At 60.1% G+C, this 12638-nt stretch carries 10 protein-coding genes; 1 reads left to right on the top strand and 9 read right to left on the bottom strand.

The window, feature by feature from the left end; genetic code table 11:
• Window positions 1-85 precede the first annotated feature (85 nt).
• From MUN73_RS16645 to MUN73_RS16610, 8 genes are all read right to left on the bottom strand, one after another.
• Window positions 86-1336 carry a glycosyltransferase family 4 protein gene (locus tag MUN73_RS16645; RefSeq protein ID WP_250141635.1) on the bottom strand — a complete coding sequence of 417 codons (1251 nt, stop codon included), beginning with the start codon at window positions 1334-1336 and terminating at the stop codon, window positions 86-88.
• Between the two features lie 3 nt (window positions 1337-1339).
• Entirely contained in the window at window positions 1340-2623 is a 1284-nt protein-coding gene (locus MUN73_RS16640; RefSeq protein ID WP_250141634.1) for a nucleotide sugar dehydrogenase, read from the bottom strand.
• The gene (wecB, locus tag MUN73_RS16635; protein WP_250141633.1) at window positions 2620-3732 is read right to left on the bottom strand and encodes a non-hydrolyzing UDP-N-acetylglucosamine 2-epimerase; all 1113 of its coding nucleotides are present in this window, start codon (window positions 3730-3732) and stop codon (window positions 2620-2622) included. Before wecB ends, MUN73_RS16640 begins: the two co-directional genes overlap by 4 nt.
• Window positions 3733-4139: 407 nt before the next feature.
• Window positions 4140-4805 carry a ParB N-terminal domain-containing protein gene (locus MUN73_RS16630; protein ID WP_250141632.1) on the bottom strand — a complete coding sequence of 222 codons (666 nt, stop codon included), beginning with the start codon at window positions 4803-4805 and terminating at the stop codon, window positions 4140-4142.
• Between the two features lie 338 nt (window positions 4806-5143).
• A complete protein-coding gene (locus tag MUN73_RS16625) occupies window positions 5144-6928 on the bottom strand; it encodes an ABC transporter ATP-binding protein (RefSeq protein WP_250141631.1) in 1785 nt (594 codons plus the stop codon).
• Window positions 6929-7178: 250 nt separating this feature from the next.
• The gene (locus MUN73_RS16620) at window positions 7179-7904 is read right to left on the bottom strand and encodes an acylneuraminate cytidylyltransferase family protein (protein WP_250141630.1); all 726 of its coding nucleotides are present in this window, start codon (window positions 7902-7904) and stop codon (window positions 7179-7181) included.
• Window positions 7897-8535, bottom strand: coding sequence for an acetyltransferase (locus MUN73_RS16615; protein ID WP_250141629.1), 639 nt, complete (start codon window positions 8533-8535; stop codon window positions 7897-7899). The genes MUN73_RS16620 and MUN73_RS16615 overlap by 8 nt, the downstream gene beginning before the upstream one ends.
• Window positions 8536-8807: 272 nt before the next feature.
• The gene (locus tag MUN73_RS16610) at window positions 8808-9509 is read right to left on the bottom strand and encodes a pseudaminic acid biosynthesis-associated methylase (RefSeq protein ID WP_250141628.1); all 702 of its coding nucleotides are present in this window, start codon (window positions 9507-9509) and stop codon (window positions 8808-8810) included.
• Window positions 9510-10574: 1065 nt separating this feature from the next.
• Between MUN73_RS16610 and MUN73_RS16605 the strand changes: the two genes are divergently transcribed.
• On the top strand, window positions 10575-11618 hold the full coding sequence (locus MUN73_RS16605; RefSeq protein WP_250141627.1) for an N-acetylneuraminate synthase family protein: 1044 nt from the start codon (window positions 10575-10577) through the stop codon (window positions 11616-11618).
• Between the two features lie 55 nt (window positions 11619-11673).
• On the opposite strand, the gene MUN73_RS16600 is transcribed toward MUN73_RS16605, so the two are convergent.
• Window positions 11674-12567, bottom strand: coding sequence for a polysaccharide lyase (locus MUN73_RS16600; RefSeq protein ID WP_250141626.1), 894 nt, complete (start codon window positions 12565-12567; stop codon window positions 11674-11676).
• Between the last annotated feature and the right edge of the window lie 71 nt (window positions 12568-12638).

The following is a 12638-nucleotide window of genomic DNA, read 5'->3' as shown; positions in this document are numbered from 1 at the left end:
CCGCCCTCGCGGTAGTGGTTCCGAACGACGCGCCGACCGGAACAGCGGTCGATGCGAGGCGGAGACCGATGGCGTCCCGCGGATTTCAGGATCGGTGCTCGAATGGCCGTTTCGGTCTGTCACCCGCCGATGGAGCCGTCCCGCACGCTGTCGCGAAGACGTCGCTCAGTCGACGCGTAATTGCCCCCCGATCGTACCGACGGACGACGTGTTCGCGTCCGCGTTCACCCATCGCTTCCCGTTCGCCGTCGTCCGAGAGCAGCCGATCGATCTCCGTTGCGATCGCTGCAGGGTCGTTGTCGACGACGACCCCGCCGCCCGACCGATCGAGCAGCGACTCGATCTCCCCGGTTCCAGTCGCGATCACGGGAAGTGCACACGCCATGTACTCGTAGGCTTTCGTCGGCACGGCGTACTCGAGCGCGTCGGTCGATTTCAGCGGTGCGACGCCGATCATCGCGTCGTCGAGGAGTTTGGGGATCCGATCCCGAGGGAGGAGCCCGGTGAATTCGACGCGGTCCTCGAGGTCCTTCCGCTCGACAAGTTCCTCGAGGGCGGCTCTGCGGTCACCGTCGCCGACGATCTTCAGGACGGCGTCCGTGGACTCGAGTTGCGTCATCGCACGAACGCACGACTCGAGATCCTGGGCGTAGCCGACGTTGCCGGTGTAGACGATCGCGGGCCCGTCCGGCGTCTCGCTCGGGGTGAATCGGCTCGTATTCACGCCATTTGGAATGTGGTGGACGCGTTCGGGATCGATGCCGTACAGCGCGGTCAGTCGGGACTCGAGCACCGACGTCGTAACCGTGATCTGGTCGACCGACTGGAGGAAGAGCCGTTCGTACCGTCTGCTGAGCCGCTCGAACACCCCGTTCTCCCGGATGAAGTCGAGACTCACTGCGGCGTCGATCCACAGATCGCGGACGTCGGCGACGACCGGCGGTCGACTCGCCAGTGCGAACGGGAGCCCGGCGATGCCGGTGAACACTGGCGGCGACGACGTGACGATCACGTCGAACTTCCGACGTGCAAACAGCAGCCAGACCATCGCGTGAACCGCGAAAAAGAGGTAGTATGCGAGACGGGAGAGGAACCCGGGATCCTCCGTTTCCGGCTGCCACGTCCAGAGGCGACGGACTGTTATGCCGTCGACCGACTGCGTCTCCGTCCGGGTCCACGATCGATCGAACTGGCCGAACGGGAACGACGCGGGAGGACAGAGCACGGTGACGTCCCACCCAGTTTCGACGAGTTGTTTCCCGTTGTCGTGGATTCTCGACGCGTTCCCGAGCTTGTCCGGCGGAAAGTTCTGGGTGACGATGACGACGCGTGGCATAGGTTAGAGTCGAACGACGGTCAACGCGGACTCCCGGTAGGCATCTTCGTCGACGATCGCCTTCGTGTCGACGACGACCGAACCGCGCATTCGTGATGCCAGGGTCTCGGGATCGATCGCGGCGTACTCGTCGTGGTCGCACGTAATCACGACGGCGTCGGCTCCGTCGATCGCCGTTTCGAGATCCTCGAGATCCCGCGTCTGGTCCGTCACGTGGGGGTCGTTGAGCGATATTCGCGGCGGTTCCGCGGGCCCGTCCGAGTCTTCGTCAGTGAGTTCGATTGCCCTGAGTTGCGCTGCCACCTGTAGTCCGGGACTCATTCGCGTGTCACCGACGTTGCCCTTGTAGGCGATTCCGAGGATGGCGATCTTTCGTCCGGCGAGCGACTCGAAGTGGTCGTCGACGAGGTTGACGACGTACGCGGGCATTTCGTCGTTGATCTGCCTGGCGCGTGCGACGAGGTCAAGTTCGTCGGACTCCTGACCGAGGAACCAGGGATCGATCGGCAAGCAGTGTCCGCCGACGCCCGGACCCGGCTGGTGAAGGTCGACGCGCGGATGCGAGTTCGCCAGTTCGATCGCCGCTCGCGAATCGATCCGATAGTCCCGTGCGAGCTTTGCGACCTCGTTCGCGAGCGCGATGTTCGTATCCCGGTAGGTGTTCTGGAGCAGTTTGACGAACTCCGCAGTCGTCGCGTTCGCCGCCGTTCTGATCTCGCCCTCGAGGAACGTTTCGTACAATCGCACCGCGGCTTCGGTCGAGACGCCGTTGACGCCGCCGATTACCCGGTCATTTTGCTTGAGTTCAGTGATCATGTCGCCGGTGAGTACCGTCTCCGGACAGTGGACCAGCGCGACGTCTTTCCCCGCTTCGAATCCGGACTCTTCGAGGATCGGCTGTACCGTTCCGACGGTCGTCCCCGGGGGAACGGTCGACTCGAGAATCACCGTGTCGCCGGTGCGGAGATGAGGAGTAGTCGCCGACGCTGCTGCTTCAACGTACGAGAGATCCGCACGCTGACTCTCGGTATCGAACGGAGTCGGAACGCAAATCAGGTGGTACTTCGAAGGGACGATCTCGCTCTCGATCCGGAGTTTGCCCGACTCGAGCGCCTGCGTGACGAACGCTCTGAGCCCCGGCTCTTCGATGTGAACGTCCCCCTGATTGAGTCGACTGACGAGTTCTTCGCTGACGTCGTACCCGACGACCTCGTATCCGTAGTTCGCGAACATCGCTGCCGTCGGGAGGCCGATGTACCCCAACCCGTGGACGCAGATCGTACTCATTTCGGCGACACCTCCCGTCGTTCGGCCCCGGTTATGGTGTCCAGTATCTGTGTCGCTGCCGTCCCGTTTCCGAACGGGTTGGTCCACTCCCCGTCACGGTCGATCATCTCGTCGGCCCCCTCGACGATAGCCGCTGGATCGGTTCCGACGAGTCGGTTCGCGCCGACGTCGATCGTCTCCGGTCGTTCCGTACTCTCACGAAGCGTCACACTGGGAACGCCGAGGATACATGCTTCTTCCTGGACGCCGCCGGAATCGGTCAGAACGAGGCTGGCCGCATCCTCCAGAGATAGAAAGTCGAGGTAGTTCTGCGGTTCGACGATCCGTATTCCGTCGGGAACGTCGAGGTCGAACGCCTCCAGGGATTTTGCTGCGCGAGGATGAATAGGGTAGACGACCTCTCGTTCGAGGTGAGAGGCGACTCGACCGACCCCGGTGAGAAGGTCGCCGAACCGCTGCTCGTCGTCGATCGTTTCGGCGCGGTGAGCAGTGAGGAGACAGTATCGTCCCGGTACGAGATCGTACTCGGCGAGCACGGCACTCCGTTGCGCTGCGAGCGTCCGGTTCTGCTCGACGGCATCGACGATCGTATTCCCGGTTACGTAGATCCGCTCGTCCGGTATTCGTTCGCTTCGCAGTCTCGCTCGTGACTGCTCGGTCGGAGCGAACAGATAGTCCGAGGCGTGGTCCGTCAGTACGCGATTCGTCTCCTCGGGCATCGTTCGATCGTCGCTTCGCAACCCCGCCTCGACGTGGCCGAGATCGATATCGAGTTTACTCGCTGCGATGGCGCCGGCCAGGACGGAGTTCGTATCTCCCTGTACGAGCAGCGTGTCCGGCCGTTCACGACGCAAAATCTCTTCGATCCGGATGATCATCTCACCCGTCTGTCGACCGTGCGTGCTCGAACCGACCTCGAGATGATGTGTGGGCTCGGGCAGTGCAAGTTGATCGAAAAAGACGAGGTCGAGCGATTCGTCGTAGTGTTGTCCGGTGTGGATTATCGAACGCGTGAGCGATCGGTCCTCGCATTCCCTGATCACCGGAGCGAGTTTGATGATCTCGGGACGCGTTCCGAGGACGAACGTAATGTCGGGTCCCTCAGTCATCGATGGTCCCCCTATAGCCGAGTGGATAGCTAGTGGCCGCTGTCACGATCACCGGTATTGTCAGCCCAGCTACGGGAGACTCTATGCAAGTCTCATGACCACTGAACACGGTGATATTTCGACAGTCCAGACTAGCATAAACCCTGCTATAGATCCATTGAACTGTGCGATTTTACCGAACGACGGTGTGAACGAATGAGACGGAGAACGTGATATTTACAAGTAAAACATGTCGTCAGATCGTATCGGCCGAAGACCCTCACCGGGACGAATCACTGGGAAATGTTACGATCCGATCGTTTGAACGGGTGCGGGTTCGAGGAAATCGACTCTCTTCCGATCGTCGATCCGGTCCGTTCGTGCGTCCCACTTCCCATCTTACTGTACTATTTCCGGTCCAGAAACGGTTAGCGGTCTTGTTGAGGTGCGTCGAGCGTTGCGGCGACATCTCTCATATCAGGATGTTGAACGTGTTGGCGCGCCTCCGGGGAGAGTTCCGTGACCGAGTCGGCGTTCCGGATCTCTTCGCGGTACCCCTGCCAGTGACTGTGGCGAACCAGCGGGCGGGCGGGGATCGACTCGAGCCCCTGAATTTTCGCGATAGACAGTCTGTGTTTCCCATCCACGAAAATCAACTCTCCGTTTCGTCCGATGTTGACCGTGATGTCGTCAAGGAACGGGTCCAGCGGATCATCGCGTGCAACTGCGACGTCGAGGTCCGTCTCTATTCGTTCGTTCGCAGGGATGATCCCCTTTCGTCGAATCGCCTCGTACAATTGATCCATCCGTTCACAGCGGGCGAACACCGCTTCGGGGGTCGTGGCGCCACGCCACCACTGGTTTCCGTAGGCGCACTCCCGTATATACGGTATCTCTTCCCACTCGACTCCGTCGACGAATCGCATCTGGAAACACTGATGAATAGTCAGTTCGTCGAATTGTTCGGCACGCAAGTCCCAGTTACCGGACTTGACCTTCGCGGTTCCAGTCCAGCGGTATTCCGCTGATAGAGCGGGCATTCGCAGTTCGATGTCGTCCGGCGAGACCCAGATGGTCTTCAGCGGATCTGCCACTGCCTGGTATCGGCCGAAAGCTTTCGTCTTCCAGAGTTTGTATCGAACGTATTTCCAGTCGGAGAGACACCGCCTAGACAATCGAATCAACTGTTGGGTAGCAAGTCTGTGTCCGTGGCGAACACAGGCATCGAGTGCCCGATGCAGACCCTCCGACCGGGCGATTTCTACCAATCGACGGAGTTTCAGAATGTTATTTACCATACGTATTCAGCAGCAGTGGCCGACGGATACTCGCAAGAGCGCTGACGGAGTCAGTACCGATTTCGTCGGACACGGCGAACTGGTGTACGGCACATCTCTCCGATTCGTGATAAGCGACCGCTGGCACCCTCGCGTTATTGCACCGAGTACAGTTCGTGGTACTTTCCATCGTTGGATATTAACTCTTCGTGAGTTCCTTGTTCGGTGATCCGCCCTTCTTCCAGCGTGTAAATGCGATCCGCATTCACTACCGTCGAGAGGCGGTGTGCGATAGCGAGTACGACGTAGTCCCGATCCAGCGATTCCATCGCTTGCTGGACGTCCTGCTCGATGTTCGTATCGAGGTCGCTCGTCGCCTCGTCGAGGACGAGTATATCGGCGTCTCTCAGCAGTGCCCGCGCGAGTGAAACGCGCTGTCGCTGTCCGCCGGACAGTCGAACCCCATCGTCACCGAGTTTCGTCTCGAGACCGTTCGGGAGTTCGTCGAGGAACTGATCGACTTGCGCGATCTTGCACGCCCGTCGGATCTCAGTGTCGGTCGCGTCGCGCTTTCCGATGGTGACGTTTCGTCGGAGCGTTTCGTTGAAGATGAACGGATCCTGTCTGACGACTGCGAGTTGCTTGCGCCACTGGCGGAGTTCGAACCGATCGATCGGCGTCCCGTTCGCCAGGATCCGTCCCTCGTCGATCTCGTATAGCCTGGCCAGCAGTTTGACGATCGTCGACTTGCCGGCACCCGACTGACCGACGAACGCGACGAATTCGCTTCGTTCGGCAGTGAACGATACGTCCTTGAGGACCCGTTCGCCACCGTCGTAGGAGAACGATACGTCGTCGAACGTCACCGTCTCGACGTCCGACGGAGGCTTTTCACCACCGGTGTCCGTTTCCGTGTTCCGATTTAACTCCGCGGTGAACTCCTGGGTGCGAACGAGATGCGGGAGGAGCCCCTCGATGCTGTACAGTTTGTTGTTGAGTATGCTCACTTTCGGGGCGAGCTGGAACATCGCGAAGAGGAAGACACCGACGACGGCGAGCGATAGGTTCGCGAAGCGCAGCGCGAGGTAGATCAGTACGAACACCATGACCGCTGCCGAGAGGTTGTAGAAGTTCTCGATCGCGGCTTCGTTTCGTCCCAGCTTGATATTCGCGTCGGTGAACTTCTCGATCGCATTCGAGAAGTTCTCGTAGACCTCGTCGCTCATCGTGTACAGTTTGACGTCCCTGATCCCCTGCGTCCCTGCCTGGACGGCTTCCTGGATGTTTTCGTTTGCCGTCGCAACCCGATCGCCGACGACGTAGCCAGGTTCCAGCACGCGTCGAATGAAGACCGTCAATCCGCCGAGGATCACGACGGTGAAGACCGTCAGCCCGGGTGCCAGAACGAACGCGATCGTGAGGTACATCAGCGAGAGCAGGAGGTTCTGGAAGATCTCGACGAAGTACTTGATGACGCGCCCGGCGTACTCCGCCTGCGTCACGATCGCGTTGAGAATGTCGTCGGACCCTTCGTTGTCGAAGTAGCCGACCCGCGCGTCCAGCGCGTTTTCGAACGCGTCCGTCTGGAGTTCCCGAACGTAGAGCGTCTGGAGGACGACGCGTAACCACGAGACAATAAAGGACGACGTGTATCGGACAGTCATCACGAGCGCGACCCCGAGAACGACGAACTCGAGCGTGAACGGAATGCCCAGCGTCTCGTAGATCACCACGAACGCCTGAACGAAGCTATCGTCCGTATTAGCGGCAGCGTCGGGGGACTGTGCGAGCCTGATAATCGGAACGAGAAAGCTCAATCCGATCCCCTCGAGCAAGGCGGCAAAACAACTGAACACGATAATAAACGCCGTCAAAACCGGCTTGAACGCAGCGACACGTAGCAATGCACGCGCCTTTTCGCGCCAATTCCGTTCCGTCATCTGTCCCACGTATACCGGTCGATCACTTCAAACGTAAACACCATCACGACACACATTGGACAGTTACCCTCCGGACAGTCGACGCAACGGGTGAACAGCGGCGTTGAAAATCACACACTACGGCGACCCCACACGATCGGGTCGCTCCCGCATCACGAACGACGGGAAACCCGATGACGCTCCGTGCGCGTCCGAGGAAAGCTACGTACCCAGACCGGAGCGATGATCACAGGCCGTTCGAACTGTTCGCTCACTCTTCGTTGGGGTCATCGTGGGTGGCGTACAGCGTTCGAGCGAGTTCCAGGTCCGCCGGAGAGTCGACGTCGATCGATCGGGAGATGGGCATCTCGTACCCGACCGTCCGATCCGTATAGAACCCGTCGAACGCTCGAAACGCGGGCACGTCTGCGACGAACACGGCCCCGTTCGGGTGCAAGAGACGGGACAGATCCTGGCTTCGCGGGACGTCGTCGTCGGTCCAGAGTGCGTCTTCCTCGAAGTACGGTCGAAGGGTCCCCGTCTCGTCCATGGTTACCGCCCACTGTGGCGGGGCCCGATATTCGGACACGCTGATCCCGGCGGTCGCGTCGGTCGATCGCCACCGATCGATCGTTTCGTCTATATCCGAGGCCCGCCGCAAGGGCGTCGTCGGCTGTATCATCGCGACGGCGTCGAATTCGTCTCCGCGATCGGCGTGCCACTCCAGCGCGTGGTCGAGGACGGCGGCGCTCGTGGCGCCGTCGGTAGCGAGCCGCTCCGGACGGGGAAACGGCACCCGTCCGCCGTGTTTGCGGGCCGCTGCGGCAATTTCTTCGTCGTCCGTCGAGACGACGACTTCCTCGAGCAACGCTGCTTCGGTCGCCTGTTCGACCGCGTGTCCAACGAGCGGGATGCCCCCGATCTCGCGGACGTTCTTTCGCGGCACCCGTTTCGAACCGCCGCGCGCGGGGATCACCCCGAGAACGCCCTCACCCATCGGTTTCACCACCGATCGGTTCCGCCGGGACGCCGACGACCGTCTCGTCGGCCGGGACGTCTTCGGTGACGACGGCTCCCGCCCCCACGACCGCGTCCTCGCCGATCGTGACGTGATCCAGGACGGTCGCCCCGGCCCCGATATAAGCCCCTTTCTCGACGCGAACCGCGCCCGCAAGCGTCGCGTTCGGCGTTACCGTCGCTCCGGCCTCGAGGTGAACGTCGTGTGAGACGTTGACCGCGCTGTCGATCAACGCGCCGTCTTCGATACGCGCGTCGGGACCGACGTACGATCGGGCGTTGATCGTGATTCCCTTGCCCAGTTGTGCTGTGGATGCGACCGTGATGTCCGTATCGATGGCCGAGAACGGATCGAACCCACGCTCCCGTAGCTGTGAGAGGAGGTCGAGTCGCACTCGAGGATTACCTCCGAGCGCTACGTGACCTCGAGTACGCTCCGGATCGAGTCGCTCCAGCGCGTTCGTTCCACCGATGATTTCGCTTCCGTGAAAGTGATTTCCGTGGCGATCGGCGTCGTCGTCGACCAACACAACCTCCTCTTCGTTCCCGGATCGGTCGAGAATGTCGAGAACGACACGGGCTTGCTCGCCCGCACAGTAAATGACTTTCATCCCTGAACTGGGAGCGATTTCACTGACATCGTATGTGACTTTGTTCATTGTTTCAACTAGAGTTCACCCACTACTCACACCTGCTGAACCCGTGAGCACGTCGGAGCCGTCGAACGAGTGGGAACGCATTTCACGGTCTTGGAGACGCATAGCACGGCGCATAACGGAGTGTTACGGCCCAGTAACCGTCGGCGTATGAACTGCCGGAGACGAACTATTCATTCCTCTCCGAACGTTCGAACCATGGCGATTCCGTGATTGCTCTCCTCGGATCATCCGGATTTCTCGAGAAGAAACATCCGATCGACGTTGTCCGTTTCTACATACGAAAGGAACGACGACTCGATCAGTTCCAGATCGTTATTTTCGAGATATCGATCACAAAAATCGGTCTTCCAGTACAGTTGGTCGTCGTGATCGCTCTCGATAGCGACGTACTCGTCCGCGTGAAACTCCTGTCCAAACACGTATCGTTTCGAACAGCGGGTAATCTCTGCCTGAACGGTATCGATCAACTCGGGTGGTATCGTAACGAGACAGCCGTTTGTAAAAACGAGATCGAACGTCTCGTCTTTGAAGGGAAGCCGGCTCGCGTCGCCAACGACGGCGGGAATCGACGGCGCGTACTCCCGCGACTTCTCGATGGCGAGCGATTGAATGTCGAGCCCGTACAGGTTCTCGAATCCGAGGTTCCGAAGGCACCGGAGCTGAACCCCGACGTTTGACCCGACTTCCAGTATCTTGTTGTCACGGTCGACGTCGTCGAGGATCTCCTCGTACAGTTCCGTTTGAGTGACACCGTACTGTTCTTCGCGCAATTCTTCGAGACCGTCGACGGTGTGTGGATTTCGATCCGTGTACTTTAGCCCCGCTTCGCCGGCCCACTTTCGGGAATTTTCGCTTGTCATATCAGAGGCTATCGTATAGAAGGTCGTTCGAATTCGGTCCGAGCGACGTACCAGCAACACATACATAAAACCTTCACTCGCAAAGACCATCGATCTCGGCGTTCCATCCCCGGCAGGACTGCAACGACGAGCTGAGAGATAGGGTCGACAGAGAATCGATACGGTCAATGGCTGATCGCTCTTGCCGAGACGCCGTGCCAGTTACCGGAAGGGCGGTCGCGATCGCCGGCGTCTGCCGGAACAGACGTCCGATGTCCGGGTAGAACCGCTCTCGCGACGCGCCGACACTGGCACATACGCCTCGACCGTATCCACCGGTATACGAGAAATAATGGTATTATCGAACTCGGTTTCGTACTGCTGCTCGGTATACGAGGGGTGTCATAGTCAAACAGGTTGAAGATCTACAGATCGTATCGAGGGACCGCTCGAGCGATACCGTGGGGATATTCCGGACTCCCCTCCACTGCGAACCGGACGAGTTGATCGGGCGATGTCGGCGACTGCCGTTCGAAGAGTTTCTGGGCGGCGAAGCCCGGTACGACTGCGGAAACTACTGTCTCGTCGATAGCCGTCACGACCGGATCCGAGTGATCACCGCTCCCGGCTACACGGGCGGGTACATCACCCTCGGCGGGGAGTCAGCCGTCGTCGCGACGACGTTCGTCGATGCGATGACGGCCGCTCCCCACGAACCGTCTCGATCGACGACGGTGCCGTTCGGCACATTTACGAGCACGAACTGCTCATTACGCTCCCACTGTCAGGGATTTTCGACGACGTCCGACGGCTACCACCGGCCAGCTACCTCGAAATTAGAGATGGGGAAATCGACGGGTTGGAGGAATATCTGGGACCCGATCGATCGCGGCCGAACAGTTTCGGTGACGCGACCGAGACCGCCGCGGAGTCGCTCGCGGATCGGAACGTCGCAGTCATGTATTCAGGTGGAGTCGATAGCACGGCCCTGTACTGTGCCCTGGCGTCGACACTCTCACCCGAGTCCGTCGACTCGCCTGTGACGTCGTCCACCGTCGGCCCCGTTTTGCCTACTGGAACGCTTTCGTCTCGCAGAATACCGGTCGTCGCTGGGGACAAACTCTTTCCTGTGGTTCGTGGGAGCAGCAAGGTATGATGAACGCCGAATTTTCGGTCGGCAGTGACGAGCCGACGTACGTCATCGCAGAAGCGGGTTCGAACCACAACGGCGATCTCGAAACGGCGATGGAACTGGTTGACGCAGCGGCGGACGCCGGTGCCGACGCGGTCAAGTTTCAGACGTTTCGTGCCGAGTCGATGTACGTCGAGAACAGCGGAACTGTCGAGACACCCAAGGGGGAACGAGCGCTGTACGACATCGTCGCGGACGCGGAGATGCCGTACGAATGGATTCCGGAACTCCACGACCGATGTCGGGATCGGAACGTCGATTTTCTGTCGTCACCGTTCGACGAACGATCGGTCGACGAACTCGAACCGTACGTTCCGGCGTACAAAGTCGCGTCGTCGGTCCTGAGCCACCACCCGTTTCTCGAGACGCTGGCGGAACGTGACAAACCGATCGTCGCCTCGACCGGGGCGCACGACCTCGCGGACGTCCGCGAGGCGGTCGAGACGATGGAACGGAGCGGCGTGTCCGACCTGGTCCTCCTGCACTGCGTGTCCTCGTATCCGACACCGCTCGAATCGGCCAACGTTCGTGCCGTCCGGCGCCTCGCCGAGGAGTTCGACGTCCCGGTCGGGCTCTCCGACCACACGCTCGATCCGACGACAGCACCGACGGCGGCAGTCGCACTCGGTGCGGACGTCGTCGAAAAGCACTTCACGCTCGATAGCTCCCAGGAGGGTCTGGACCACTCGTACGCGCTCGAACCGGACGAGCTGACCGCGATGATCGACGCGATCCAGGATACGGAGACGGCGCTCGGAACCGGGGTGGTGACCGTCCAGTCGGTCGAAGAGGACTGGTACGAGTCCGCGCGTCGAACGATCCACGCGGCCCGCGACATCTCCGAAGGATCGTGGATTACGTCCGAGGATATCTCGATTCTCCGATCGGGCCACCGTGAGCGGGGCCTCGAACCGAAACATGTCGACGACGTCGTAGGATCTGTCGCGTGTACCGATATCGAGAAGGATCAGGGAATATCGCTCGACGACTTCCGAGAATCGTAAGGCGACCGATTGATCGCGGTGTTCGTTTCCTCGTTTGTCAGGGAGGGCCGGAAGATTACTGCCGAGAGCGAGCGTCCAGGTGAGAGGGCTGATCACCGACGAGGTGCAGATCATCAATATATAGTGACATATCTTGCGGCGCTGGTTCGCTGCCGCCATGGTAGAAGTGACCCCACCACTCTTCAATCCTGAGGTCGTCGGTGTCTCGCCAGTTCCACTCTTCACTTTCGTAGGCAACCTCCCGATCGATCCACCCCCGAAGAATACCGTCGTGCTCGCCCGGCGTATTCAACTGAAGGTACTGATCGATGCGGTACCACTGTCCCCGTTCCAGTGCCGTATCCCAGTAGGCGTGGGTGCCGGTCGAACCGTTCATATCCGCGTGATAGATGTAGTTCCCGATCGGAACGTTCCCGTCGCTGTCAGGGATATAAAAGGAGCCGCGCGCAGACCAGCCGTTCGTCCCGTTCGACCGTCGACCAGCCGATCCCGCGTTGTCGTACGTGCCCGCGAACCCGGGAAGCTTCCCGTTGAACGACGGCTGGAACGACTCGTCGAAGTAGAGCCAGTACGTCGCGTGCATCGATTTGGGTTCGAAGTCGTGCTCGTCCCGGAACAAGTAGTGGAGACTCCCGGCGCCGTGATCCCCTTCCGAAAAGGACACCTCGCACGAGTCCGATTCCCCTTCGTAGCCGGGCGCCGGAACGATCGAAAGGCTGTCGGCCTCGTATATCTCGGTGAATGCATCGAACGCACCGGAGTCATCGAACGGAACGTGTGTCCGGATGTGACCGTCTTCGTCTTCGTCGTCGGCTGGTTCCTCGTCTTCGTCGTCGGCTGGTTCCTCGTCTTCGTCGACGTCGCCGTTCCCGTCTCCTGTTGGTGATGACTCTCCAACCTTTTCGAGACAACCAGCGACCGACAATCCAGCGACACTGGTCGTGGCCATCCATCGAATGTACGCACGCCGATGCATCTATCACGGTTCTTCGTCCCTGAGCGGCATAAACGCCTTCCATA

The organism is Halosolutus amylolyticus (assembly GCF_023566055.1).
Classification (GTDB): domain Archaea; phylum Halobacteriota; class Halobacteria; order Halobacteriales; family Natrialbaceae; genus Halosolutus; species Halosolutus amylolyticus.
Note: the sequence above shows the minus strand (reverse complement) of the source record. Positions and strands in the feature narration are given on the sequence as shown.

Bases quoted from the DNA above. Each gene is read 5' to 3' on its own strand.
- MUN73_RS16605 (WP_250141627.1), top strand. From the start codon at position 10,575: ATGATGAACGCCGAATTTTCGGTCGGCAGTGACGAGCCGACGTACGTC.
- MUN73_RS16645 (WP_250141635.1), bottom strand. From the start codon at position 1,336: ATGCCACGCGTCGTCATCGTCACCCAGAACTTTCCGCCGGACAAGCTC.
- MUN73_RS16620 (WP_250141630.1), bottom strand. From the start codon at position 7,904: ATGGGTGAGGGCGTTCTCGGGGTGATCCCCGCGCGCGGCGGTTCGAAA.
- MUN73_RS16625 (WP_250141631.1), bottom strand. From the start codon at position 6,928: ATGACGGAACGGAATTGGCGCGAAAAGGCGCGTGCATTGCTACGTGTC.
- wecB (WP_250141633.1), bottom strand. From the start codon at position 3,732: ATGACTGAGGGACCCGACATTACGTTCGTCCTCGGAACGCGTCCCGAG.
- MUN73_RS16615 (WP_250141629.1), bottom strand. From the start codon at position 8,535: ATGAAAGTCATTTACTGTGCGGGCGAGCAAGCCCGTGTCGTTCTCGAC.
- MUN73_RS16600 (WP_250141626.1), bottom strand. From the start codon at position 12,567: ATGGCCACGACCAGTGTCGCTGGATTGTCGGTCGCTGGTTGTCTCGAA.
- MUN73_RS16640 (WP_250141634.1), bottom strand. From the start codon at position 2,623: ATGAGTACGATCTGCGTCCACGGGTTGGGGTACATCGGCCTCCCGACG.
- MUN73_RS16610 (WP_250141628.1), bottom strand. From the start codon at position 9,509: ATGTATGTGTTGCTGGTACGTCGCTCGGACCGAATTCGAACGACCTTC.